We start from the raw sequence: 23,368 nt of genomic DNA, 5'->3' as shown, positions 1-23,368 counted from the left end.
CAGAGTCCACACGCATCTATACCGACGCGGTGGGCCGACGGCAGCATTGCGAGAGGTTTGTTGGAGGACTCATGGGTTTGGCTCTGATCGTGGACGATGACGCCGATGCGGCGGACATGCTGGCGGCGCTGTGCAGCGCCGAGGGCTACCACGCCGCCACGGCGCACACGCTGGAGGCGGCGCGCAAGAAGATGGTGCTGCAGCCGCCGGACGTGGTGCTGCTCGACCTGCACCTGCCGGATGGCAACGGCCTGTCGTTCATGAATGAGCAATCGCTGCGATCGAACACGCAGGTGGTGCTGGTCACGGGGCATGCCACGCTGGAAACGTCGATCCAGGCGCTGCGCCTCGGTGCGGCCGACTACCTCGTGAAGCCCGTGAGCCTGCCGCAGCTGCGCGGGGTGCTGTCGCGCGTGATGCCTCCTGCGGCGATCGCCGCGGAGATCGAATCCTGGCGCAAGACGGTGGACGATACCGGCCGGTTCGGCCACCTGGTGGGGCGCTCGGCCTGCATGCGGCGGGTGTACGAGCAGATCGCGCGCGTGGCCGGCACCTCGGTCACGGTGTTCGTGACCGGCGACAGCGGGACCGGCAAGGAACTCGTGGCGCGGACGGTGCACGACCTGAGCCGGCGGCGTTCGCAGCCTTTCCTGGCCATCAACTGCGGCGCGATATCGCCCCAGCTGATGGAAAGCGAGATCTTCGGCCACGAGAAGGGCAGCTTCACGGGCGCGGAGCGGCAGCACCAGGGGTTCTTCGAGCGCGCGCATGGTGGCACGCTGTTCCTGGACGAGGTCACCGAAATGCCCATGGAACTGCAGGTCAAGCTGCTGCGGGTGCTGGAAACCGGCACCTTCATGCGCGTGGGCTCCACCGTGGAGCGGGCCACCGACGTGCGCATCGTGGCCGCGACCAATCGCGATCCCCTGTCCGCCGTGGCGGGCGGGGCCCTGCGCGAGGACCTGTTCTATCGGCTGAACGTATTCCCGATCGAGTTGCCGCCGCTGCGCGAGCGCGCCGAGGACATCGGGCTGCTGAGCACCCATTTCCTGGCGGCGATCGGGCAGAAGGAGGGCCGGCCCAAGCGGCTGGAGCCCGAGGCCCTCGAGCGCCTGGAGCGCTACCGCTGGCCTGGCAACGTGCGCGAGCTGCGCAACGTGATGCAGCGCGCCTACGTGATGGCGGAGGGCGATGCGATCACGGCGCAGTGGCTCCCGACCAACGGCGCCGACGCCGATGCCCCGGCGGTTCCCGAGGCCAGGGCCGCGCGCGTGCCCGTGGAGGACGACGGCGCCGAATCTGCAGGCCAGCTGCGCGTGGACGTGGGCACCTCGATCGCGGACGTGGAGCAGCAGCTCATCCTGCGCACCCTGCGGCACTTCGACAACCACAAGGAGCGCGCCGCGGCGGCCCTCGGCGTGAGCCTCAAGACCCTCTACAACAAGCTCAAGGCCTACGAGAGCACGGCTGCAGACTCCTCCTCCACGCGCTGAACGCGCAGGTCGAGGCCGGGTTACGGGTTTCTGGGCACGCCGATTGCCCTGTACTTTTTCGCCTGGCCGCCCCGCCAGGCGCGCCCCTCTTGAGCCCGCCACCAAGGCGGGCTCTTTTTTTGCCGGCCGGGTTGCCTGCACCGTCGGGCACGCCGTTTGCCCTGGGTCATTGCGTAGGCCCGGCCGCTGCGGCGCCGGACTGCAAATTCCATCCATTTCCCATTTTGTTGAGAGGAGCGGTACATGGCCAATGACCCAACGAACGAACGCGATACGGGCAAGCAAGCACAGGCGGAAGAGGCGCTGAAGCAGGGAGCCCGCCGTGCCGGTCCGGCCCGGCGGGGGTTCGCGGGCATGGACCCGGCCCGCCAGCGCGAGATCGCGTCCCTGGGCGGGCGCGCGGCCCACGCCAGCGGCAACGCCCACCAGTTCACGTCGGAAGAAGCCCGCGAGGCTGGCCGCAAGAGCCATCGCAAGTCCACGGCCTCCAGCGGCGGTGGCGCTGGGGCCAGCGCAGGTGCTGCCTCGTCCTGAGGTGTGCGTGCCGGTGCCGGCATCGCCGGCTCCGGGGGCATCCGGGCCCGCCTTCATGGCGGGCCTTTTTCATGGGTGAAGGCCGTATGCCGGAAAGGATTTCTTGCGGTAAAAACGCCTTGCAAGCGTATTTCGCGGGGCGGGCGGGCTGGCGGGCAGGGGATGTGTGCATGCCGGTGTGTGGAAAGTCGCAAGCTTCTGCGCTGTTGCCAAACCCAACAATTCACAGTCTGCTGCGTAAGAATTTGGTAAGGAATAACCGCGGTAATGCCGAGTGCTGGCGGGAGGCCAGCCCATCGCAAAGGTCATGCTCCACGCCTGTTGCTCATTCCCGCATATAAGCAAATGCCAAACTTCCAAGACATCTGGAAAAACCATCCCAATGTGCGAGGTGATGCGCCACTGCTGAATAAAGCAGCCTACGAAAACCAATGCGCCATCAACTTCTCCGCAGCGCTCATGCGTACCGGCGTGGACTTCCGCACGTTCCGCGGCGCGTGGTCTTGGCAACAGGGCGCCACGAAATACCCTATCCGGGCGCAAGAGGTGGCCAATTGGGTCGCTGCTGGCGGGACGCGCCTGCCGATCAGTATCGAGAAGTTCACCGGCGCACAGGCATTCGGCCGTACGGAGGGTAGCGCGGGCATGAAAAACCGTACCGGCCTGGTGTTCTTCCAGAACTACTGGGGCCCCGGCATGCAGGGGGACCACATCGACCTTTGGAATGGTAGCCGACTGACCGATCGCGGCTCCTGGCTGCGCATCCATGCGCGCATCGGTAGCTACGGGATTCACAGCATCCTGAGCGACGTTTCAGATATGGAAAAAGCCCAGGCGGTATGGTTCTGGCAACTCGCATGAAAGCCACACTTCACATCATTGCCGGGGTGATCCTGGGCGTGCTTCTCGGCGTTCTGGCTTCTGCGGCATTCAGCCGCGTCTTCGGTGCCAGCTATCCCCTGGGCGAAGAGCGGTCCAATACCCTGGCCGCCGTGCTCGTGTTCGTGGTTCTTCCAGCTTCCGCACTCGCTGGCGCGCTGATCGGCTATGCGCTGCACCGGCGGCGCGCGCGCAGTGCTCGGTCTGCGTCGCCCTCATGACGGCGAACTGATGTGGACCAGATCTGTCTGTGGCTAAGTTCTTAGCTTTGGCTGCGCGCGCCTGGAAAGCCATTGCTGGAAAAGGTGTTCAAGGTACGCGCGGGACTGGGGGCGCACCTCGCAAGACATCCCATTCGAGCCCTAATGGAAAAAGGCCGGTACTACCTTACGATAGCACCGGCCTTCTGAGCCTTGCGGCTTTGTGGTGGTGGGTCCTGAGTGACTCGAACACTCGACCTACGGATTAAGAGTCCGCTGCTCTACCAACTGAGCTAAGAACCCACAGTAACCTTTGAAACTGTGTCTGCAGCGCTGCAGAGCCTCGAATTATGCACTACTTTTTTCCCGGTCTGCAAGCAGGTGGGCAAAAAATTTTTCGAAGCCTCACATCAGCAGGTGTTCGCCCGCGTTGTCGCCGCCCAGGATCACGTAGTTCACCTTGCGGATATCCATGAGCTTGCGGCCTCCGGAGTAGCTGATGGAGCTCTGCACGTCCTGCTCCATCTCCACCAGCGTGTCCGCGAGGCGGCCCTTGATGGGTTCGAGGATGCGCTTGCCTTCGACGTGCTTGTACTCGCCCTTGTTGAAGTCGCTGGCGGAGCCGTAGTACTCCTTGAACTGCTCGCCATCCACCTCCACGGTCTTGCCGGGCGACTCCTCGTGGCCCGCGAACAGCGAGCCGATCATGACCATGGTGGCGCCGAAGCGGATGCTCTTGGCGATGTCGCCGTGGCTGCGGATGCCGCCGTCGGCGATGATGGGCTTGGTGGCCACGCGGGCACACCACTTGAGCGCCGAGAGCTGCCAGCCGCCGGTGCCGAAGCCGGTCTTGAGCTTGGTGATGCACACCTTGCCGGGGCCCACGCCCACCTTGGTCGCGTCCGCGCCCCAGTTCTCCAGGTCGATGATGGCTTCGGGCGTGGCCACGTTGCCGGCGATGATGAAGGCCTGCGGCAGGTGCTGCTTGAGGTAGCCGATCATGGCCTTCACCGTGTCGGCATGGCCGTGGGCGATGTCGATGGTGATGTATTCGGGGCAGAGGCCTTCCGCCACGAGCCGGTCCACCGTGTCGTAGTCGGGCTGCTTCACGCCCAGCGAGATGGAGGCGAAGCAGCCGGCCGCGTGCATGTCGCGCACGAACTGCACGTTGTCGAGGTCGAAGCGGTGCATGACGTAGAAGTAGCCGTTGCTGGCGAGCCAGCGGCAGATCTTCTCGTCCACCACCGTCTTCATGTTCGCCGGCACCACCGGCAGGCGGAAGCTGCGCTGCCCGAGGGTGACGCTGGCGTCGCACTCGGACCGGCTCTCCACGCGGCATTTGCGCGGCAGCAGCAGGACGTTGTCGTAGTCGAAGATTTCCATGAGATTTCCAAGCTCCTGTGAAAGGTCGCGGAGGACCGTTTTCCCCCGCGATGGGGCGCTTGGCTTGGAGGCCGGTCGTGCTGGCGGGCCGTGGAGGCCTCTGCCGAACCCTGCTGTGCGCAGGCACAAAAAAACCGGACGTCAAGAAACTTGGGCCCGGTGACTGATTCTACCCCTGCCGCGCGCATCCGGGGCGCACCAGGGGGTTGGCGGACGGAGCGCAGGGTTACTGCGGCCTGCCGGCATCGCGGGCGGGGCAATGGGCCCGTGCCGCCGCGACCACCGTGCCGTCCGCGTCCTGCAGCCAGCCCACGGCGCCGAGCCGGTCCGGGTCGGCACCGTCGGGGATGCGCATGGGCCGCAGTTCAGACCACCCGGTGCGCGGCGCTGCCGTGCCGGCTTCCCAGGGGCCCTGCAGCGCATTGCGCACGATGTGGCGCTCGGCGGCATTGCCTTCCGCTCCGGCGGCCACGGTCTCGACCAGCAGCAGCGTGAAGGTATGGCGGGTGCCGGCGAGGGCATGCGGGGCAGAGGCCTTGCCCCCGGGCCGCGCCAGGGCGATGGTGGCGCCGACGTAGCCGTTGACGGGCGGGCCCAGGGCCACGCGCAGCCGGCCCGGCAGCGGGGCCGTGGGGGTGACGTCGGTGATGGCGGTGTCGGTGGCCATGGGCGGGTCGCGGCGCAGCGCCTGCAGGCGCTCCAGCGCATCGCGCGTGGCCGCGGCGGACAGGGGGGCGTCGTCGCCCTGCCGGCCCGGCACGATCCAGTCCAGCACGAGGGCCCGCCCGCCGGGGACCGTGGCCGGCGCATCGGCCCAGCAGGCGGCGCAGTCGGCGCTGAGGAAGCGCTCGTAGAGCACGCGTGGCGCGGCCTTGCCGTCGCTGCTGCACGCGGTCCACTGGGCCGCTGCGGAAGACGGCGCCGTGGCCATCCAGGCCGGGGCGAGGCAGAGGAGCAGTGCGGGGAGGAAAGTGCGCATCGGCGGGTCCTGGGGCTGTGCGGTGGCGGCGCCGCACATGTTCCCACAAGACGCGCCGCAGCGCAGGATCTGCCTTACTCGGGCTTGATGTTGGCCTTGCGCACCACCTCGCCGTAGGAGACGAGGCGCTCGGACATCATCTTCTCGAAGGCTGCGGGCGACATCTCTTCGGGTGGGATCACGCCGCGGGCCTTGAGGTTCTCGATCATGGCGGGCTCCGTCGCGGCCTTGCGGATGGCCTTGTGCAGCGTGGCGACGACGGCGGCCGGCGTGCCGGCCGGCGCGGCGATGCCGGTCCACGACGGCTGGTTCAGGGCGGGGAAGCCCAGTTCCTTGAAGGTCGGCACGTCGGGCAGCTGGGCCACGCGCGTGTCCGACGCCACGGCCAGGGCGCGCAGCTTGCCGGCCTGGATGTGCTGCAGGAACACCACCAGGTTGTCCAGCGCGAACTGCACTTCGCCCGCCAGGATGGCGGTGACGTAGGGCGAGCCGCCGCGATAGGGAATGTGCACGCCCGTGGCACCCACGGCCTGCAGGAACGCCTCGGCGTTGATCTGGCCCATGCTGCCGGCGCCGGCCGTGGCGAAATTGACCTGGCCGGGGTTGGCCTTCAGGTAGGCCACGAATTCGGCGAAGTTCTTCGCGGGCACGCTCGGGTGGGCGACCAGCACGTTGGGCTGGCGGCCCAGGATGGCGATGTTCTCGAAGTCCTTGATCGGGTCGTAGCCCAGCTTGGGCTGCACCAGCGGGTTGGCCAGGTGGCTGCTTTGCGAGGAGGCCACGAGGGTGTAGCCGTCGGCCGGGGCCCGGGCCACGAACTGCGTGCCGATGGAGCCACCGGCGCCGGGCTTGTTGTCCACCACGATCGGCACGCCCAGGATGCGGCCCAGCGATTCGGTGTACTGGCGCGCCATCACATCGACGGAGCCGCCGGGCGGGAAGGGCACGACCAGCGTGATCGGGCGGCTGGGGTACTTGTCACCGGCCGCGAAGGCGGGCAGGGCGGCGGCGCCGGCGAGGCCCAGGCCGGTGGCGAGGATCTGGCGGCGGGTGGCGGGGGTGCGTTCGAAGGACATAGGTCTCGGAAAGGTCAGGAAAACAAAAAGGGTGAACGCTGGCTCAGCCCAGCGCCAGCAGCGTGAGCGCCAGCGCCTGGGCGCGGGGCACGAAAGTGGTGAGGTCGCAGAACTCGCGTTCGCTGTGGGCATAGCCGCCCACGGGGCCCAGGGCGCAGAGCGAGGGAATGCCCATGTTCGACGTGATGCCGCTGTCGGCCGCCCCGCCGGTGGCCTCGCCCTCGACGGTGAAGCCGATCTGTTGCGCGCAGCGCTGGTAGGTCTGCAGCAGCGCGTCGGGCGTGCGGGCCATGGGCAGGGTGCCGGTCTTCGCGACGATGCGGCCGCTGGTGCGCGGCAGAGATTCTTCCTCGATGATGGCCTGGATGCGCGCGAGCACGCCTTCCAGGTCGTTGCCGGCGGTGTAGCGCAGGTCCACGTGTGCCGAGGCCAGCGGGGCCACCACGTTGGAGGCCATGCCGCCCTGGATGAAGCCCACGTTCACCGTGATGCCGGGCTCGCAGCCGTTGAGGGCGTGCAGCGCCAGGATCTTGCGGGCCAGCGCGTCGATGGCGCTCGCGCCCTGGGCGGGGTTGATGCCGGCGTGCGCGGCCACGCCCTGCACCTCGAAGTCGATGCGGTAGGAGCCCTTGCGCTCGTTGACCACGTTGCCGCTGATGCGGCCGGGTTCGGCATTGAGCACGGCGCGGGCGCCCTGCACGTGCTCGCGGATGACGGTGCGGCAGGCGGGCGAACCCACCTCTTCGTCGGCGGTGAACAGCAGGTGCACAGGCGTGGCGTTGCCGCCGAAGCGTGCCAGCGCCTCGGCCACGAAGACGTTCATCACCAGGCCCGACTTCATGTCGGCGACGCCGGGGCCGAAGGCCTTGCCGCCTTCCACGCGCCAGGGGCGCTGCGCCGCCGTGCCCAGCGGGAAGACCGTGTCCATGTGCCCCATGAGCTGGTAGTGCCCCGGGGCGGCCGCGTTGCTGCCCGGCACCCTGGCCAGGATGCATTCGCCCCAGCCCGGCTCGGGCAGGGTCTGCACGGGGATGCCGGCGGCCTCCAGGCGGCCGCGCAGCACCGCGGCGACCTGGCGCACGCCCTCTTCATGGCCGCTGCCGCTGTCGATGTTCACGACCTGCGCCAGCAGGTCGGCCATCGCCTGCTCCTGCGAGGCGAGCCAGTCGAGCAGGGGCTGGGCGGAGGCGGGGACGGCTGGCGCGGAGGAAGTGGCGGTCATGGTCGGGCAGTGTTGCGGCAACGGGGAATGATTGAAACGAAAATTTCATAAATCATATTGCCTTGCAATGAGTGTTGCAATAACGGTGTGCATCCGGCGTGACGCGCCGTGCACAATCGGCGCGAACGGCGCGCTGCCCGCGCGCTATCTGCATCCCCTGGCCATCCCCATGCTCCTGACCGAACGGCTCGCCGCCCATGCCGCCTCCCTGACCGCCAGCGAGCGCGCCCTGGCCGACGACCTGCTGCGCCACTACCCTGACGGGCTGCTGGATTCCGCCAGCGCGATCGCGGCGCGCACGGGCACGAGTGCCTCCACGGTGGTGCGCATGTTCTCCAAGCTGGGCTACGGCAGCCTGGCCGAGGTGCGGCGCGAGGCGCGTTCCGAGGTCACCTCGCGCCTGCAGACCGCCGCGCAGCGCGCGCCCGCTACGCTGGGCGCCGGGCGCAGCCTGGCCGAATGCGTGGACGATGCGCTGCTGCATGACCAGCACAACCTGGCCGCCACGCGGCAGGGCCTGGACATGTCCGCCTTCGAAGCCGTGGTGCGGCAACTGGCGCAGGCCCGGGGCCGGGTGTACCTGCTGGCCGAGAAGAACAGCGCGCCCGTCGCCAGCCACCTGGCCACGCACCTGAACATGTGCCGCCCGGGCGTGCAGGACCTGGGGGCGGGCGCACCGTTCGCGGTGGACCGGATGCTCTGGGTGCAGCCGCAGGACGTGCTGCTGGTGTTCACCATCCGCCGCTATTCGCGCGGCGGCCTGCTGGCGGCGCAGCATTTCCGGGCGCAGGGCGCCACCGTCGTGGCGCTCACGGACAGCCCGGTGGCGCCCGTCGTGCAGCATGCGCAGCACACGCTGGTGGCGCGCACGGCCAATGCATCGCCGTTCGATTCCTACACCGCGGCCTTCTTCCTGTGCAATGCCCTGGTGTCGGCGGTGGCGCAGCTGCGCCACGGCGCAGTGCAGGAGGCGCTGGAGCGGCGCGATGCGCTCTGGAAGCAGTTCGAGTCCGACGCGCTGGACGGCCTGCTGACCTGAGCGCCTGCCCAGGGCCTTGACCCCGCGCGCCGGGCGGAGGCGGCCGGGTTCCTACAATGGCGGGATGCTCCCACACGACCTGTTTTCCGGCGCGCCAGCGCCTTTCGGCGCTGCCGAGCCGGGCCCCGCTGCCGCATCGGCCGCCGCGTCGCCCCTGCTGCAGAACCTGAACGACGAGCAGCTTGCCGCCGTCACGCTGCCCGCGGGCCACGCCCTGATCCTGGCCGGTGCGGGCTCCGGCAAGACCCGCGTGCTCACCACGCGCATCGCCTGGCTGCTGCAGAACGGCTATGCCTCGCCCGGCGGCATCCTGGCCGTCACCTTCACCAACAAGGCCGCCAAGGAAATGACCGCGCGCCTCTCGGCCATGCTGCCGGTGAACGTGCGCGGCATGTGGATCGGTACCTTCCACGGCCTGTGCAACCGGCTGCTGCGTGCCCACCACAAGTCGGCGGGCCTGCCCGCCACCTTCCAGATCCTGGATACGCAGGACCAGCTCTCGGCCGTGAAGCGGCTGTGCAAGCAGTTCAACATCGACGAGGAACGCTTTCCCCCGAAGCAGATGGCCTACTTCATCAGCGGCTGCAAGGAAGAGGGACTGCGGCCAGGCGACGTGGATGCGCGCGATGCGGACGGGCGCAAGAAGGTGGAGCTCTACCAGCTGTACGAGGAGCAGTGCCAGCGCGAGGGCGTGGTGGATTTCGGCGAGCTGATGCTGCGCAGCTACGAACTGCTGCGCGACAACGACCCGATCCGCGCGCACTACCAGCGGCGCTTCCAGCACATCCTGGTGGACGAGTTCCAGGACACGAACAAGCTGCAGTACGCCTGGCTCAAGCAACTCGCGGGCGACGTGGTGGATGGCCGCCTCGTCACGCACGGCAGCGTGCTGGCGGTGGGCGACGACGACCAGAGCATCTATGCCTTCCGCGGCGCGCGCGTGGGCAACATGCAGGACTTCGTGCGCGAGTTCGACGTGCGCCACCAGATCAAGCTGGAGCAGAACTACCGCAGCTACAGCAACATCCTCGATTCGGCCAACGCCCTCATCAGCCACAACAGCCGCCGCCTGGGCAAGAACCTGCGCACCACGCAGGGGCCGGGCGAGCCGGTGCGCGTCTACGAAGCGCCCACCGACCTGGCGGAGGCGCAATGGATGGTGGACGAGATCCGCCAGCTCGCGCGCAATGACGGCTTCGAGCGGCGCGAGATCGCCGTGCTCTACCGCAGCAACGCGCAGAGCCGGGTGATCGAATCGGCGCTCTTCAATGCCGCGGTGCCTTATCGCGTGTACGGCGGCCTGCGCTTCTTCGAGCGCGCGGAAATCAAGCATGCGCTGGCCTACCTGCGCCTGCTGGAGAACCCGCACGACGACACGAGCTTCATGCGCGTGGTGAACTTCCCGCCGCGCGGCATCGGGGCGCGCACGGTCGAGGTGTTGCAGGATGCGGCGCGGCAGGCCGGCTGTTCGCTGCACGATGCCGTGAGTGCCGTGCCCGGCAAGGCGGGCGCCAACCTGGGCGCCTTCGTCGCCATGGTGGATGTGATGCGCGAGCAGACGCAGGGCCAGACGCTGCGCGGCATCATCGGCCAGATGCTCGAATCGAGCGGACTGGTGGAGCACTACCGCGCCGAAAAGGAAGGCGCGGACCGGTTGGAGAACCTGGATGAACTGATCAATGCCGCCGAGAGCTTCGTCACGCAGGAAGGGTTCGGCCGCGACGCCGTCGCGCTGCCGGTGGACGAGCACGGCGCCAGCCTGCGCCAGAGCCCGGCGAGCCAGGGCATCGATACCTCATTGCCCGTGGTGGATGAACCGCTGCCCGGCGGCGTGGATGCCGATACCGGCGAGACGCTGTCACCCCTGGCCGCCTTCCTCACGCACGCCGCACTGGAAGCCGGCGACAACCAGGCCCAGGCCGGGCAGGATGCCGTGCAGCTCATGACCGTGCATGCCTCCAAGGGGCTGGAGTTCGATGCCGTGTTCATCGGCGGCATGGAGGAGGGCCTTTTCCCGCACGAGAACTCCATGAGCGACCGGGACGGCCTGGAGGAAGAGCGCCGCCTGATGTACGTGGCGATCACGCGGGCGCGCAAGCGGCTCTACCTGAGCCATTCCCAGACGCGCCTGCTGCACGGGCAGACGCGCTACAACATCAAGAGCCGGTTCTTCGACGAGCTGCCCGAGGCGGCGCTGAAATGGATCACGCCCAGGCAGCAGGGCTTCGGCAGCTTCGCGCCGCAGTCCGGCGGGCGGGGCGGGAGTGCGGGGACGCCGTGGGGCGGCTTCGGGTCGGGGGCGAAGTCGGAGACCTTCGCGAGCCCGCCCGTGCCGGCACAGAAGGCACCGCCCGCGCATGGGCTGCGCGTGGGGCTGGCGGTGTTCCACACCAAGTTCGGCGAGGGCAAGGTGCTGTCGCTCGAAGGCGCGGGCGACGATGCGCGCGCCCAGGTGAACTTCCCGCGGCACGGCACCAAGTGGCTGGCGCTGTCGGTGGCCAAGCTCACGGTGGTGGAGTGACGAGGAGGACGGTGCCTTCCGTGCCGGCCCGGCCGGTCAGTTGCGCGACGGGAAGACGCCCTGCAGGGCGATGATGAAATTGAGGCAGAGGTAGGGCTGCATGTTCGCGTGGGGCATGCTGTTCCCGGCGATGTTGGTCGTGACACCAGCCAGGGTGCCATCGGGACTCTGGTCGGTGTATTGGTCATTGCGCTGGTCGGACGCGGCGAGGTAGCGTCCGCTGGGGGCCGCGGAATTCCCTGGATTGCTGCTCACGGCGACCGAGGCGGTGTGCACGTGCGCCGGCATATGGGCATTCTGCAATGTCACTGTTTCCTGCCCGCCCACCTCTCCCTGCACATAGTTCGTCGGCGATCCCGGGCCCTGCCCCGGGCCCAGCGGGATCCGCCCCCGCAGATCGGGCAGCGCGAACGTCGTTACGCCGTTGCCTCCATAGGTCGTACCCAGCAGGGAAAAAAGCGCGCTGTTCTGCGAGATGGACAGCAGCTGCCCTTGGCAGAACGCCCAGCCTTTGGGAGGGAAATTGCCGGCGAAAATGCTGATTTCACCGAGGAATGGATCCAGGGCCATGTCTTTGTATCCTTCATCAAGTCACGAGATAAGGGTTGGTCCAGCCGCTGCGTAGGCGCGGGCGTGCTGGCTCGGGCCAGGATGGCGACTCCTTGGCGGCGGCCTGCAGCCGGGCCATGGCTGCATGCGCCCCCTCAGAGGCTGCCGCTTGCCACCGGGCAAGGCGCTCCCCTGCATCGGTACCCAACTGCAGAACCGCGGTGGACAGCGGGCTTCCGAGTACGAACGGACTGCCCACCAGGGGCCGCTGGCGGTCCATGCCGAGGCGCAGCCATGCCTCGTGGAAGCGCTCTGCCTGTCGGCCCGAGTACAGCGCCACCGCGAAATCGGCGGACGTTCCCTTCAGCACGGCCCGCAGCCCGTCGAATTCGGGCCGTCCGTCCGGCAGGCCCGAGACATGGGTGGCGGCCACCGTGCCCCCGGCGGCCTCGAACGCCGCGCGGAACTCGTGCGGGAAGTCGTATCCGCTTTCGAGCAGGCCCATGCAGAGCACCGCCCGCGTGCCCCAGCGCCGGGGCGCCTCCTGCCCCATGCGGGCGCAGGACTGCCACAGCGCAAGCGTGTGTGCAACCAGCCAGGACGACCGCGCGGAGGAGTGGTCCGGAAGCCGGTCGGCGCCCGTATCGCTTGCGAGAAAGGGCACGCGGTGCTTCTGCAGCAGCGGCGCGAGCTCCATCGCGGTTTCCAGGGGCAGCCATCCCGCCAGGGCGTCCACGGTGCCGGTTTCCACGGCGGCGCATGCCTGCCGCAATGCCGTACGTACGCTGCGGCCGTAGGGCAGCGGCAGCCAGCGCGGAGAGGGCAGGCCGGACGCTGCGGCCCCGGCTTCCAGGCCCGCGAGGAATTCCGAGGGCAGCGTGGGGTAGCGGGACGATTCCGGCAGCAGCACGCCGACCGTGCGTTGCGTCGTGGAGGCGGATGGCCCGGCGGTTCCCGCGGAAGCGGCCGCCAGGACAACTGCCGGGGCGCTTGCCGTGGCGGCGGCTGCGGCCGTGGAGGCCGAGGCCCCGAGGAAGCCGCGGCGGCCGGGCCGCGCGAGGGTGGGGGTCGGAAGGGTCATGGGAGTGTCGCTCCTTCGGCACGCGCGCCGGCCTCGACGCTGTTCGCCGCGGCGCCGCTGTCCTGCCCGGTACGCAGCCGCTCCAGCGCATCGTAGTGCGGGGCGATCCATTCCTGGGCCAGTTCGCGCAGCCGCTGCGGTGCTTCGCGGTGTTTGCGCCCGGCGTCGGGCGTGAAGGGGTGTGAAGGATTCTTCGCATGCACGCCGAAGGTGGCCTGCATGCGCTCGATGGCCTGCGCGCCGGGCTGCATGCCGAAATGCGGCGCGATGTCTCCGGGGATCGCCGCGGGCAGTTGCCGGTAGTCGAGCAGCAGCGTGCGTTCCGGCCGGAATTCCCGGACCATCGCCGCGTAGATGCTCCCCAGGCTGCGCGCGCAATACGCCTCCGGGCCCATGCGCAGCGCTTCGTCGAAGGGGATGCCTGAGGGGTTGACGCCGAGCGGTCCGCCGGGGACCAGGTAGGCCGCACGCTGCTGCATCTGCGACACCAGCACTTCCAGCGGATCGCGGTACAGGAAAAGCCACGGCGTATCGGGCCAGGCTTCAGCGATGCGGCCGGCAAGGGCCATGGCCCAGCAGTCGCACTTGATGACGAGGTGGCCGCGACGGCCGGGCGGCGATGGCCGGGCCCATGTGCTCACGAAGGCCCGGGTGGCCAGGAGCGCCTGGGCTGGGTCCAGGCCCGGCAGCCGGTGTTCCGCGCGCAGCAGGTCGTCCAGCGGCGGCGGCTCCGACAGGGCCACGTGGTCATCGAGCGCCGCGAAGGCCTGGGTGACGAGGGTGGAGCCGCAGCGCGAGACATGGAAGACGATGCCCGACGGCTGCATGCCCGGCGAGGCCTGCGCCCAGCCGATCAGGTCGGCCAGGGGCGTCTGCCGGCGGAATGCCTGGTGGAATGGCCACTGCATCGCATTCTGCACGCCATCGGCGAAGAAGGGCGTGCGCGTGACCTCCGGCGGTGCGCGCATCCAGTCGACGAGCAGTTCGCCGCCCGGTTCCCGGTAGATCCGGATGGGCGACCAGCCCTCGAAATTCAGACGATCCATTGCCGCATCCATGCATCGCGCCCGCAGGCCATGGCGGACAGGACCTCCGCCTCGGTGAAGTCCCGGCCCAGGGCCCGGCCCTGTTGCACGCAGGCCTGCGCGAAATCCTCGCGCGAGCGGATGCCGATCAGGCACTCCTGCAGCGCCGGATCGCCGAAGACCTCCTGGCGGAATCGCGCGAACTGCCATTGCGGATCGTGCGCTTCGGGCAGCGGGTCACCCGCATCTCCCGAGGCAATGGCTTCCCGCAGCGCGGGCGTGGCCGCGCAATCGACCACGAGGTGCAGGCGCTCGCGGGCGCCCCGGTTGGCCACGCGGTGGGGCAGGGAGAAATCGGCGTACCACCATTCCCCTGCACGCATGGGAACGCGCTCGCCGCCCACGTAGAAGAACACCGCGTCGTGCGTGCGCAGCGGCAGGTGCAGGCGGACCTCGCCGTGCCGCAGGCCGACGCCCGGATCGGTGTGTTCGAGGATGGTGCCCCCGGGCGCCAGCCGCAGCACCCGCACCGATTTCAGGGGCGCGCCGCCCGCGATGGCGGCCACCAGCGAGCGCACTGTCGGGCACTGCGCCATCGCGGCGCCGTCCTGGTAGAGGTCGGCAGAGAACTCTCCCGGCGCGGCGGCCAGGGGGGAGCGGGGCGTGCCGCGCAGTGCGGCCACGTGCCAGCCGCCGTTGTGTTTGGCGAGATTGAAATGCGGGCCCCACTGGGCGTCCGGCAGCGCATCGATCTCCGCCAGCGCGGCGGCCATGTCGATGCCGCAGGCAATGCGCCGTGCATGCGGAAGCTCTGCCGTGGCGGCGCCGTGCCGGGCCTGGGGGGTGTGCGTGGTCTCGGTCATCGTGGCAACCGGATGGCTTGGCGCTATGGCGAGCAAATGGCGTAGGCGGAGCAGCTCTGCAGGTTCGCGCGGTACGAGTTGAGTATCTTCACCGACCAGCCGAGAGTACCTGCGGTGCCTCCGCAGTTGTCGACCGGGCGGCTTTCGCCGACATAGACCGCCGCATCTTCGGGCGAGGCCCTGCCGGTGTTCGCGACATGCCCGCCACCGAGCACTTTCTCGCCGGGATTGCAGCAGGACGCGACTGCGCAGGTGTCGCTGCCCACGTTGGGCAGCGTGAAGGTCCGGATCGCGACGGCCGCGCTCACGGAGCCGGTCGCGCCCGTGGGGCCGGCGGGACCGACGCTGCCCTGGGCGCCTGTCGCTCCCGTTGCTCCGGTGGGCCCGGCCGGGCCTGCGGGCCCGCCGGGCCCGGTCGCGCCCGCCGGGCCGGCGGCTCCGGTGGCCCCGGATGCGCCCGTGGGGCCCGCGGCGCCCGTCGCCCCGGTGGGCCCTGCGCTGCCCGTGGGGCCGGTCGCCCCTGCCGGGCCGGTCGCACCCGTGGCGCCTGTCGCTCCGGTGGCCCCAACCACTCCGGCATTGCAATCACCGAGCACGCCGCCCGGACCGTGGCACACGGGCGTGCCCTGCTGCGGCACCGACGCCAGCCCGGGCAGCGTGACGGTGCCCGAGGCCTCGTCCACGCGCAGCCGGATCTGCGTCTTGTCGCTGCTGGTCACCGAGAAGCCACCGTTGGGCGGAGGCGCCAGCAGGATGTCCGCGGCCAGCACGGCATGGCAGTGCAATGCGCCCGCCCAGCAGAGCGCGGCGAAACGGATGCGATGGGGTGGGGAAAAAGGCATTGGCGACCTCGCAGAATCGCCGGAGTGTAAGTAAAACCTTACGCAATAGGGTGCTGTTGTAATGCCTTGTATAACTTTCCGTTTGAGTGTCTCCGAATGTAGCTTGGCCTTGATGGGTGGATCAGGCGGGGTACCAGTGGTTGTCCACCCGCGCATCCGTGAGCGACAGGCCGTGGGGGTGGCGAAGCGGCGCCGCGCCCTGGGCGTTCTCCAGCGTGTGGTCCACCCCGGCAGCCCACAGCCCGGAACCCCGCACTGCCAGCGCGCAGGCCTCGGGCAGCGCGATGAGCCGTTGCCATCCACCACGGGCATCGAAGGCGGCGATGCCCTGAGCGCGGGGACAGCTCACGGTCCAGCCTTCCGCCAATCCTGCGATGCTGCCGCCATAACCCCGCAGGCCGCCGGGCAGCACCTGCGGCGCCGGGTCGGCGGTCCGCAGCGCCTTGCCGTCGAAGAGCGCGAGCACGGGGGCCCCGGCGCGCGCGTCCATCCCGTCGTGTTCGGCCTGCAGCGCAATGCCGAGCACGTCCGCGCCGGGATTCCAGGCGAGGTGCCGCAGGCTCAGGCGGCGGTCCTGCAGGCGCCATTGCCCCAGGGTTTCGCCCGTGCCTCCGTGCAGGCGCACGATGGACGAATCCATGGTGTCCAGCGCCCGCTTCACGCGGCCGGTCTCGGGGGCCGTCGGCACGCCGCCATTGGCGACGATGAGGGTCGGCATGCCGTCCACCCGCACGCGCCGGTCCCAGATCAGTTCGTGCGCATCGATGCCCTGGGTGGGCCACTCCGCGCGCATTTCCAGGCTGGCGGCATCGCGCAGCACGACGAGGCTGCGGCCCGTGTCCGCCTCGGTTTCCGTGGACAGCAGCAGGCGCGCGTCCGGTGACGCGATCACGTGGCCGTTGAAAGAACGCTGGCCGTCGGACCACTGCCAGACGGGTTCGCGTGCCGTGCCCGGCCACCAGCGCAGCAGCCAGTCGCCCGGGCGGCGCGATGCGGCCACGATGCTGCCGTCGGGCAGCGGGCACAGGCCGTGCGCACGCGTGGGGATCTCCAGCGCGTGCAGCGCGCGCAGCGCGGTGCCGGGCCCGGATTGCGCCTCCAGCAGGCCGACGCGGTAGCTGCCATCCTCCTGCTGCCAGGCGGCCGCGAGCCGCAGGGGCGTGCCCGATGCGCTGGCACTGTTCCAGGTACCGGACAACGGTACGGCGAGGCCGATACCGGCCAGCGCGCGCAGGGCCGCGCGCCGCGAAGGCCCGCCCCGGGCTACGCCATCGTTCCTGTGCGACATGCCCACCGCGTCAGTCCCCGTCGGCATCCGAGAAGCCGATGCTGACCTGCAGGGCCGGTGCCACCTCGGCTTCGGCGAGCCGCTTGAGCGCACTGAGTTCTTTTGCCGCCTGCAGCACCCGCGGGCCGTCGGGTGCTGCGGCATCCGTACCGGCGGCCGCTGCCATCGCCGCGTCGATGCGCAGGGCCGCTTCGCGCAGGCGGTCGGCAAGCGGGTTCAGTCCCCTCCCGCGCAGGTAGGTTTCCAGCGGCACCGCTCCCTGGCCCGGCTGCACCGGCGGCGTGCCGTCGGCCTGCACGGTGAGGGCGCGCAGGGCGGCCCATTCGGCTTTCCAGGCCGTCCCGACCTGGCCGCTGGCAGCGCGCGGGTAATCGGGCGAGCGCGTGCCCTGGGCGGCGCGCAGGGGCTTTTCCATGTGCGCCCAGCGCAGGCGTTCGATCCCGCCCACCCACTGGTTGATGAATTCGCCCATGGCCTGGGCGGAGCGCTCCTGCTGTTCCTCGGCGGCCCAGTCGGTCTGCGCGGCTTCGCGGAACGCAGCCTGCTGGGCCACGGCTTCGCGCTCCACGTCGAGTGCGACTTCCACCGCATAGCCGCAGGCGGGCGAGGCGGGCTGCGCCGGCTGGGTCCACAGCAGCCATTCGAGCGCCGGCAATCCCTTGGCCGGCGTGCCCACGCGCTCGAAGGCCGTGGCACCCTGCGGCTGCGCCTTGACCGCGCGCTCGATGAGCTGCGGGCGCGTGGGCATGAAGTCGATCTGTCGCTGTGCGCGGCGCGCCACCACCGGGCCGACGGCCACCGCGGAGAGCCCTTCCCAGGCCAGCATGGCGCGCTGCCACGCCTGGCGCGCGTCGGCCAGCGCCGCGGCCGAGCGATCGGGCCCGGCGGCGCAGAGCGTGCGCAGCGCCGGGGGCAGTGCGCCCGATGCCTGGGCGAACTCCGTGGCGCGCTGCAGGCCCCAGTGCGCATAGAGCCCCTGCAGCGCGTGCGTGGTGTCGTAGAACGGCACGGCATCGTGGCGCCAGTCGAGCGGGGCCTGGGCCTGCGCGCCTGCCGCGAGCAGCGCAGCGCCCGCGGCCACCAGGGCAGGGGTGCCGCGGCGCCGCAGGGCAGCCATGAAATGAGCGGATGCGGTCATAGGGACTCCACGAATCGGACCAGCGCGTCGCGCTCGGCCTTGTCCATCTTCAGCACGTTCTGTTTCGCTTCTTCCGCCTCGCCGCCGTGCCAGAGGATGGCCTCCAGCACGCCGCGTGCGCGGCCGTCGTGCAGCAGCCGGGTGTGGCCGTTCACGTCCTTGATGAGGCCGATGCCCCACAGCGGCGGCGTCCGCCACTGCCGGCCGCTGGCCAGGAAGTCGGGCCGCCCGTCGGCCAGGCCCTCGCCCATGTCGTGCAGCAGCAGGTCGGTGTAGGGCCAGATGCGCTGGCCCGACAGGGCCTTGCTGGTCAGGCGGGGGAACGGGCCTTCCTTCGTGACGTAGCTCGGGCGGTGGCAGGTCGCGCACTGGGCCCGGGCGAACAGCGCCTGCCCGCGCAGCACGGCCGCGTCGTTCACGTCCCGGCGTGCAGGCGGGGCCAGCGTGGCCTGGTAGAAGACCACGTCGTCGAAGGTCTTGTCGTCGATCTCCACGCCTTCCTGGCCGCGCGCGCCCGCGCTGCGGCCACTGGGCGCTGCGCCGCAGTCCACCTGCGTGGTGGTGCAGTGCTCGCTGGGGAAGTGCCGGGAGGTGATGCCCATGTCGCCGACGAAGGCGCCGCCCGTCTGGTGGGCGAGGGTGGCCACGTTGGCCTTCCAGCCGAAGCGGCCCAGCATCTTGCGGCCCGACGGCGCGTCCCAGACATGGTTGGGCCGTCCCTTGATCGGGCCGGGCGCGGCCGCCTGGTCGGCGGCGTTGGCCAGGATGTCGGCCTCGCCGATGGCCTCCAGCAGCCCCACGCCGATGACCTGCGGCGCGATGCGCGGGCTGAGCATGGTGCCGGCGTGCAGCGGGCCGTAGCCGAGGTCGCGCACGCCGTAGTGGGGCTTGAGCAGCGTATAGGGCGTGCCGTCGGCGAAGCTGCCCCCGACCGTCTCGTAGCGCAGCGTGACCGTGCCCTCCGGTTTCACGCCCTGCACGGCCGCCGTGTTGAGCTGGTCGCCGTACACCGGTTCCGGGTTGGGCCCGCCGTGCGGATCGGTGCCGGGGATCGACAGGCGGATGAGCAGCGAGACGATCGGGTCGCGGGTTTCGCCCAGGCGGTTGAAGATCTCCGGCGGCTCGCCGCGGCCGTCCTGCACGTGGCAGCCGCCGCAGGAGCGGGCGATGAAATGCGGGCCCAGGCCGTCGCGCGCCTTGGTCGAGGCGCCGGCTTCCACCCAGTTGCGCTTGAAGAACGAGTTGCCGATCACGAAGCGCGTGCGTTCCGCGTCCTCGAGGTTGGCCGCGGGGAACGAGAAGGCATTGCGGCCGGTGGCATAGACCGTGGTGTCGCCGCCGGTCTTCTCCCCGAGCGGGTCGGGCGGGTCGCCGGCCGCGGCGCCGCCGGCCAGGAGCAGGGCGCCCGCGGCGGCCAGGCCGGTGCCTGCCAGGGCCGCGGCAGGCCACAGCGCGCCGCGCCGCCGCGCGTTTCGCGAAGAGGTCATGTCGCGCATCGCCCTCACGGTTGCACGAGGGTCAGCTTGGTGATGCCGATGGCGTTGGCGGCCTCCACGAGGTCTTTGCTCTGCTGCGTGAGGCTGTCGATGGTCTTCTGGATGCGCAGGCGGCCCGGGGCGTCCTTGCCGCCGATGATCTCGCGGTCGAAGGGCGCCTGGATGCCTTCGGCGGCCTTCACGGAGGCGGCGATCTGCTGCGTGGTCCGTTCGGCCAGCGCGGCGTCCTTCGCGGCGACCAGGTCGCGCAGCGAGGCACCCTGCACCAGGCTGCCGTCGGCGCGCCGGTATTCGCCGAGCCAGACGTTACGGATGCCCAGGGCATTGGTCACGGCGTCGCGGTGGGTGTTGTCGGAGAAGCAGGAGTGTTCGTCCTCCTGGTCCTGGCTGTTGAGGGCCACTTCCAGCCGCTCGCCGGCCAGTTCGCCACGGGACAGAGAGCCCAGGCCCACCAGCATCTTGCGCACCGATTCCTGGCCGCCCTTCACGAATTTCGCGCGGTAGTTGTTCGGTGTTTTCGGGTCCCAGGCCTTGACGAGCGAAGCCAGGTCGTCGATGAGCAGGTCCGTGACCACGTTCAGGTACTGGCGGCGGCGGTCGGCATTCTTGCCCTTGCCGTCCACGAAGTCCTCGAAATTGCGGTCCCCCGGGCCCGTCTCGGACAGGTCCTGTCCCCACAGGAAGAATTCGATGGCATGCCAGCCCGTGGCGACGTTCTCCTCGCCGCCGCGCTCGTTCTGCGCAGCCAGGTTCTTCTTGGTGATGGCGAACTTGCGGTCGTTCACCAGGCCTGAATCGGGCTTGCCTTCCACGCTGTCCACATAGGATTCGTCCATGGGCCAGGCGTTGAGCTGGCCTTCGGGGCCCTTGTCGTCGTCGATGGGGCCGCCGTAGAAGCGGAACGCCTCGGTCTGCCCGTAGAACTCGCGCGCGGCCAGCCAGGTCTTGCGCGCCCCGGCCAGCGTCTCCACGGACGGCCTGGCGGTGAAGGCCTTGATGGCGGTTTGCATGGTCCTGGCGGCGTTCAGCGTGTCCTCGTAGTTCGCGTGCACCAGCACGGCGTAGTGCGCCGCCACCGTGGCGGGAGTGACCGCCGCCGCCGAAGGCGCCGCAGCGGGCGCGCCCGTGCCGTGCGGAGCCGCCTGTGCCAGGACCACCCCCGTGGAGCCGAGCGAGGCGATGGCCAGCAGCCCGGAGAGAACAGTGGTTTGGAACGAAGCGGTTGTCATGGCATCTCCTGAAACGATGGGAAAAAGGCGGGGCGGATACAGCGAGGTATCCACGGCGTCCGTGCGGTCGGCCTGGCGCATGGCGCGCCGCGGCGTACGGAACCCGGTGAGGCCGGGGACATGGAGTCGCCCGGGCGTACCCCCTGCGCTTTCCGGCAGCGCAGACCCCTCCCGGTCCGCGCCGCGGTGCAGCACGGCGGGCGCTGGCATTATAGGAATGAGATTAATTATCATCTCCGGGCGATGCCAATGCGCCCATGAATGGACGCTGAAGATGCCCGGAGCATCAAATCTGTTGGTGGTTTGGCGCTATTGTAAAAATAGCAAATCGTCCCGCAGGGGCAACCGCTCCGGGAGGCGGTTCGGGGCTTCGGACCGCGCAGGGGCCGCATGCCGCGGCCGAAAAAAAGCGGGGCCCGGAAGGGCCCCGCTGTCAGGGAGAAATCCGCGGCGCGCGCCCCGCGGACGGCGCGGGTCAGGCGCCCAGCTTCATCTGCCGGGGCGTGCCGGTCAGGTAGCCCACGGCGGAGCCGAACTTGTCCTTGTAGTTGGCGCGGATCATCGGGTCGAGCTGGTCCTTCACCTTGGAGTGGATGCTGCCCCAGTCACCGGCGTGCTGGAAGTTGCTCATGATGTAGGTGAAGCCGTTGATCTCGTCCACCGCATGCAGACCGGTGGATTCGCCGCCCGCCGGCACCGACATGATGCGCGAGAGCTGCTTCGTGTCCACGTTGTAGGCCCACAGGAAGTTGTTCACGTGCTGGCTGCTGTCCTCGCCGATGAAGAGGGTGCGCAGTTTCTCGGAGAACTTCAGGTTGTCCGGGTTGGCGATGTTGTTGGGGTTGGCGGTGTTGCCCAGCGCATCGGCGGCGATGTCCTCGCCGGCCAGCAGGGCCTTGGTGTCCACCGGCATCCAGTCGCTGTTGATGGTGTTGCCCTGGGTGTCCTTCTGGCCGCCGCGCAGGTTGAGCGCCATCACCGCGCCGGCGACGAGCTGCTTGGGCACCGAGATGCCGTTGCCTGGCACGTTGGCGGCGTTGCCGGCCACCATCGAGGATTGCACGTTCTGCAGCGCCGAGTAGGCGATCTTGTCCTTGGCGTTGACCGTCGTGCCTTCCATCTTGGTGAAGCCCAGGCTCGCACCGACGAATGCGGCGTAGCGGTGGGTTTCGAGGAAGGCGGCGGCCTTTTCCATGCCGGGGTTGATCTTGATCCACTCGGTCTTGCCGTTGGCGACGATCTTCGTGTAGCTCGCGTCCTTCGGGTCGGTGGAGGTCACGGACATGATGTCGGTGGGCTTGAGCGAGCTGGCGAGCTTCTCGATTTCAGCGCTGGTGGCCGAGCCGAGCTTGATCCAGGTGAGCGGGGCAGCGGAGTTCGCGGCCGGGTCGATCGAGAAGCCGGAGCCCACCTTGGCCGCGTACAGCGTGCCGGAGGACAGGTCCTTCTCCTTGTCGGCCACGAAGACGAAATAGCCGCTGTTGGTGGCGTCGTCGCCCATCAGGGCGGTGCGCTGGTCGGGCATCACCTGCACCAGCTCATGGGAGATGCGGCCCATGCAGAAGTGCTTCTTGATGGAAGCGGTGCCGTCGGCATTCACCGTCACTTCGGGCATGTGGCCGTAGTGGTACGGATTGGCGGCCGTCTCGCTGCCGTAGAGGTTCTTGCTGTAGGCCTTGAACTGCGCGTTCGAGGCAGCGGTGAACGCATCGGGCTCGTACTCCTCGCTGGAGAGGTGCGTGCCCCAGGGCGAGAGGCTCGCGCCGCAGGTGATCCACAGGCCGTGCACCTTGGAGGTGTCCACGTTGTGGTACTTCACGAGGGTGAGCTTGCCGGTGGCGGGGTCCTGGTCCAGCGAGAGCACGGCGATGGGCGAGGGCAGCTTGCCGTACATGTCGGTCTTGCCGTCCTGCGCCCAGGTGGTGTATTCGAACTGCACCACCGCGAACACGGGGTTGCCCTTCACGCCGTCCACCTTGGCGTTGGGCACGGTGAGCAGCGAGGTGCCGTCGGGCGAATCGGAGAAGAACTGGCGTTCCTTGCCGGCCACGGTCGTGTCGATGATGGGCTGGTTGTTGATGTTCACGTAGCCGCCGGCCAGGATCGTGCCGCCCTTGCCGTCGGACACGCGGTCGCCCGTGATGAAGAACGGCTGGTAGGCCAGCTGGTAGCTTTGGGTGGAGTCGTCGCTGAACTTCACGTTCAGCGTCGAGCCGACGGTGGTCGTCGCCATGGCGGCGGGCGTGGCGAGCGTGGGCGCGGCCATCGACGTGAAGCTGGCGGACGCGAAGTTCGGGGGCGTGATGCCGCCGCTGCCGCCGCCGCAGGCGGCCAGCACGGAGGTGGCGGATGCAGTGGCGCCCAGGGGCAGCAGGGGCATGCCGGCCAGGAATTGCAGGGCCTTGCGGCGGGAGGGCATCGGGGTGTGGGACATCTTGGATTCCGGATGGGTCGGTCTGCTGTATGGGCGCCGCCGTCGCGTGAGCGTGCAGCGGGCCTTTCGATGGGCAGGCCGGGCGTACCCGGGCCTG

Annotated in this window: 20 protein-coding genes and 1 tRNA gene; 6 read left to right on the top strand and 15 right to left on the bottom strand. The window is 69.4% G+C overall.

The window, feature by feature from the left end:
• Nucleotides 1-71 precede the first annotated feature (71 nt).
• From ACGHC0_RS17070 to ACGHC0_RS17055, 4 genes are all read left to right on the top strand, one after another.
• Nucleotides 72-1,493 (top strand): sigma-54-dependent transcriptional regulator, encoded by a 1,422-nt coding sequence (locus tag ACGHC0_RS17070; protein ID WP_107130004.1) that lies wholly within the window; start codon nt 72-74, stop codon nt 1,491-1,493.
• 243 nt (nt 1,494-1,736) lie between these two features.
• Nucleotides 1,737-2,027, top strand: coding sequence for a KGG domain-containing protein (locus tag ACGHC0_RS17065; protein WP_368352104.1), 291 nt, complete (start codon nt 1,737-1,739; stop codon nt 2,025-2,027).
• Between the two features lie 345 nt (nt 2,028-2,372).
• The gene (locus ACGHC0_RS17060) at nt 2,373-2,888 is read left to right on the top strand and encodes a type VI secretion system amidase effector protein Tae4 (protein WP_415266257.1); all 516 of its coding nucleotides are present in this window, start codon (nt 2,373-2,375) and stop codon (nt 2,886-2,888) included.
• A complete protein-coding gene (locus tag ACGHC0_RS17055) occupies nt 2,885-3,127 on the top strand; it encodes a hypothetical protein (protein ID WP_415266256.1) in 243 nt (80 codons plus the stop codon). Before ACGHC0_RS17060 ends, ACGHC0_RS17055 begins: the two co-directional genes overlap by 4 nt.
• 206 nt (nt 3,128-3,333) lie before the next feature.
• Here the strand turns inward: ACGHC0_RS17055 and ACGHC0_RS17050 are convergent.
• The 5 genes from ACGHC0_RS17050 to ACGHC0_RS17030 all read right to left on the bottom strand — a co-directional run bounded on the left by ACGHC0_RS17050 (nt 3,334) and on the right by ACGHC0_RS17030 (nt 7,766).
• A tRNA-Lys gene (locus ACGHC0_RS17050) sits at nt 3,334-3,409 on the bottom strand.
• A 102-nt stretch (nt 3,410-3,511) separates the two neighbouring features.
• Nucleotides 3,512-4,489, bottom strand: a complete 978-nt coding sequence (locus ACGHC0_RS17045; RefSeq protein ID WP_208941558.1) for a GMP reductase — start codon at nt 4,487-4,489, stop codon at nt 3,512-3,514.
• 226 nt (nt 4,490-4,715) lie between these two features.
• Nucleotides 4,716-5,468 carry a hypothetical protein gene (locus ACGHC0_RS17040; RefSeq protein WP_415266255.1) on the bottom strand — a complete coding sequence of 251 codons (753 nt, stop codon included), beginning with the start codon at nt 5,466-5,468 and terminating at the stop codon, nt 4,716-4,718.
• A gap of 74 nt (nt 5,469-5,542) precedes the next feature.
• Nucleotides 5,543-6,544: a tripartite tricarboxylate transporter substrate binding protein BugE gene (locus tag ACGHC0_RS17035; protein WP_368352101.1), complete on the bottom strand. Its 1,002-nt coding sequence runs from the start codon at nt 6,542-6,544 to the stop codon at nt 5,543-5,545.
• A gap of 43 nt (nt 6,545-6,587) precedes the next feature.
• A complete protein-coding gene (locus ACGHC0_RS17030) occupies nt 6,588-7,766 on the bottom strand; it encodes a M20 family metallopeptidase (protein ID WP_368352100.1) in 1,179 nt (392 codons plus the stop codon).
• A gap of 169 nt (nt 7,767-7,935) precedes the next feature.
• Here ACGHC0_RS17030 and ACGHC0_RS17025 point away from each other — a divergent pair, with 169 nt between their 5' ends.
• Together ACGHC0_RS17025 and ACGHC0_RS17020 are read left to right on the top strand one after the other, a co-directional pair.
• A complete protein-coding gene (locus ACGHC0_RS17025; protein ID WP_368352099.1) occupies nt 7,936-8,805 on the top strand; it encodes a MurR/RpiR family transcriptional regulator in 870 nt (289 codons plus the stop codon).
• Between the two features lie 64 nt (nt 8,806-8,869).
• The gene (locus ACGHC0_RS17020) at nt 8,870-11,326 is read left to right on the top strand and encodes a UvrD-helicase domain-containing protein (protein ID WP_415266254.1); all 2,457 of its coding nucleotides are present in this window, start codon (nt 8,870-8,872) and stop codon (nt 11,324-11,326) included.
• Between the two features lie 36 nt (nt 11,327-11,362).
• Here ACGHC0_RS17020 and ACGHC0_RS17015 read toward each other — a convergent pair whose 3' ends face one another.
• From ACGHC0_RS17015 to ACGHC0_RS16970, 10 genes are all read right to left on the bottom strand, one after another.
• Nucleotides 11,363-11,896 carry a phage tail protein gene (locus ACGHC0_RS17015; protein ID WP_415266253.1) on the bottom strand — a complete coding sequence of 178 codons (534 nt, stop codon included), beginning with the start codon at nt 11,894-11,896 and terminating at the stop codon, nt 11,363-11,365.
• A gap of 16 nt (nt 11,897-11,912) precedes the next feature.
• On the bottom strand, nt 11,913-12,956 hold the full coding sequence (locus tag ACGHC0_RS17010) for an ABC transporter substrate-binding protein (protein ID WP_415266252.1): 1,044 nt from the start codon (nt 12,954-12,956) through the stop codon (nt 11,913-11,915).
• Nucleotides 12,953-14,002: a sulfotransferase family protein gene (locus ACGHC0_RS17005; RefSeq protein ID WP_415266251.1), complete on the bottom strand. Its 1,050-nt coding sequence runs from the start codon at nt 14,000-14,002 to the stop codon at nt 12,953-12,955. Before ACGHC0_RS17005 ends, ACGHC0_RS17010 begins: the two co-directional genes overlap by 4 nt.
• The gene (locus ACGHC0_RS17000) at nt 13,990-14,844 is read right to left on the bottom strand and encodes an aspartyl/asparaginyl beta-hydroxylase domain-containing protein (protein ID WP_415266250.1); all 855 of its coding nucleotides are present in this window, start codon (nt 14,842-14,844) and stop codon (nt 13,990-13,992) included. Before ACGHC0_RS17000 ends, ACGHC0_RS17005 begins: the two co-directional genes overlap by 13 nt.
• A 23-nt stretch (nt 14,845-14,867) precedes the next feature.
• Nucleotides 14,868-15,686, bottom strand: a complete 819-nt coding sequence (locus tag ACGHC0_RS16995) for a hypothetical protein (RefSeq protein ID WP_415266249.1) — start codon at nt 15,684-15,686, stop codon at nt 14,868-14,870.
• A 121-nt stretch (nt 15,687-15,807) separates the two neighbouring features.
• A complete protein-coding gene (locus ACGHC0_RS16990) occupies nt 15,808-17,001 on the bottom strand; it encodes a DUF1513 domain-containing protein (protein ID WP_415266248.1) in 1,194 nt (397 codons plus the stop codon).
• Nucleotides 16,985-18,112: an imelysin family protein gene (locus tag ACGHC0_RS16985; RefSeq protein ID WP_415266247.1), complete on the bottom strand. Its 1,128-nt coding sequence runs from the start codon at nt 18,110-18,112 to the stop codon at nt 16,985-16,987. Before ACGHC0_RS16985 ends, ACGHC0_RS16990 begins: the two co-directional genes overlap by 17 nt.
• On the bottom strand, nt 18,109-19,599 hold the full coding sequence (locus ACGHC0_RS16980) for a di-heme oxidoredictase family protein (RefSeq protein ID WP_405045298.1): 1,491 nt from the start codon (nt 19,597-19,599) through the stop codon (nt 18,109-18,111). Before ACGHC0_RS16980 ends, ACGHC0_RS16985 begins: the two co-directional genes overlap by 4 nt.
• Before the next feature lie 14 nt (nt 19,600-19,613).
• On the bottom strand, nt 19,614-20,837 hold the full coding sequence (locus tag ACGHC0_RS16975; protein WP_415266246.1) for an imelysin family protein: 1,224 nt from the start codon (nt 20,835-20,837) through the stop codon (nt 19,614-19,616).
• Nucleotides 20,838-21,312: 475 nt separating this feature from the next.
• Nucleotides 21,313-23,271, bottom strand: coding sequence for a PhoX family protein (locus ACGHC0_RS16970; RefSeq protein ID WP_368352088.1), 1,959 nt, complete (start codon nt 23,269-23,271; stop codon nt 21,313-21,315).
• Nucleotides 23,272-23,368: the final 97 nt, after the last annotated feature.

Origin of the sequence: Acidovorax sacchari (genome assembly GCF_042847045.1) — a bacterium.
Classification (GTDB): domain Bacteria; phylum Pseudomonadota; class Gammaproteobacteria; order Burkholderiales; family Burkholderiaceae_C; genus Paracidovorax; species Paracidovorax sacchari.
This window is presented reverse-complemented; position numbering and strand designations above follow the sequence as displayed.

Coding starts and splice junctions, on each gene's coding strand:
- ACGHC0_RS17070 (WP_107130004.1), top strand. CDS start 72: ATGGGTTTGGCTCTGATCGTGGACGATGACGCCGATGCGGCGGACATG.
- ACGHC0_RS17065 (WP_368352104.1), top strand. CDS start 1,737: ATGGCCAATGACCCAACGAACGAACGCGATACGGGCAAGCAAGCACAG.
- ACGHC0_RS17060 (WP_415266257.1), top strand. CDS start 2,373: ATGCCAAACTTCCAAGACATCTGGAAAAACCATCCCAATGTGCGAGGT.
- ACGHC0_RS17055 (WP_415266256.1), top strand. CDS start 2,885: ATGAAAGCCACACTTCACATCATTGCCGGGGTGATCCTGGGCGTGCTT.
- ACGHC0_RS17045 (WP_208941558.1), bottom strand. CDS start 4,489: ATGGAAATCTTCGACTACGACAACGTCCTGCTGCTGCCGCGCAAATGC.
- ACGHC0_RS17040 (WP_415266255.1), bottom strand. CDS start 5,468: ATGCGCACTTTCCTCCCCGCACTGCTCCTCTGCCTCGCCCCGGCCTGG.
- ACGHC0_RS17035 (WP_368352101.1), bottom strand. CDS start 6,544: ATGTCCTTCGAACGCACCCCCGCCACCCGCCGCCAGATCCTCGCCACC.
- ACGHC0_RS17030 (WP_368352100.1), bottom strand. CDS start 7,766: ATGACCGCCACTTCCTCCGCGCCAGCCGTCCCCGCCTCCGCCCAGCCC.
- ACGHC0_RS17025 (WP_368352099.1), top strand. CDS start 7,936: ATGCTCCTGACCGAACGGCTCGCCGCCCATGCCGCCTCCCTGACCGCC.
- ACGHC0_RS17020 (WP_415266254.1), top strand. CDS start 8,870: ATGCTCCCACACGACCTGTTTTCCGGCGCGCCAGCGCCTTTCGGCGCT.
- ACGHC0_RS17015 (WP_415266253.1), bottom strand. CDS start 11,896: ATGGCCCTGGATCCATTCCTCGGTGAAATCAGCATTTTCGCCGGCAAT.
- ACGHC0_RS17010 (WP_415266252.1), bottom strand. CDS start 12,956: ATGACCCTTCCGACCCCCACCCTCGCGCGGCCCGGCCGCCGCGGCTTC.
- ACGHC0_RS17005 (WP_415266251.1), bottom strand. CDS start 14,002: ATGGATCGTCTGAATTTCGAGGGCTGGTCGCCCATCCGGATCTACCGG.
- ACGHC0_RS17000 (WP_415266250.1), bottom strand. CDS start 14,844: ATGACCGAGACCACGCACACCCCCCAGGCCCGGCACGGCGCCGCCACG.
- ACGHC0_RS16995 (WP_415266249.1), bottom strand. CDS start 15,686: ATGCCTTTTTCCCCACCCCATCGCATCCGTTTCGCCGCGCTCTGCTGG.
- ACGHC0_RS16990 (WP_415266248.1), bottom strand. CDS start 17,001: ATGCCGACGGGGACTGACGCGGTGGGCATGTCGCACAGGAACGATGGC.
- ACGHC0_RS16985 (WP_415266247.1), bottom strand. CDS start 18,112: ATGACCGCATCCGCTCATTTCATGGCTGCCCTGCGGCGCCGCGGCACC.
- ACGHC0_RS16980 (WP_405045298.1), bottom strand. CDS start 19,599: ATGACCTCTTCGCGAAACGCGCGGCGGCGCGGCGCGCTGTGGCCTGCC.
- ACGHC0_RS16975 (WP_415266246.1), bottom strand. CDS start 20,837: ATGACAACCGCTTCGTTCCAAACCACTGTTCTCTCCGGGCTGCTGGCC.
- ACGHC0_RS16970 (WP_368352088.1), bottom strand. CDS start 23,271: ATGTCCCACACCCCGATGCCCTCCCGCCGCAAGGCCCTGCAATTCCTG.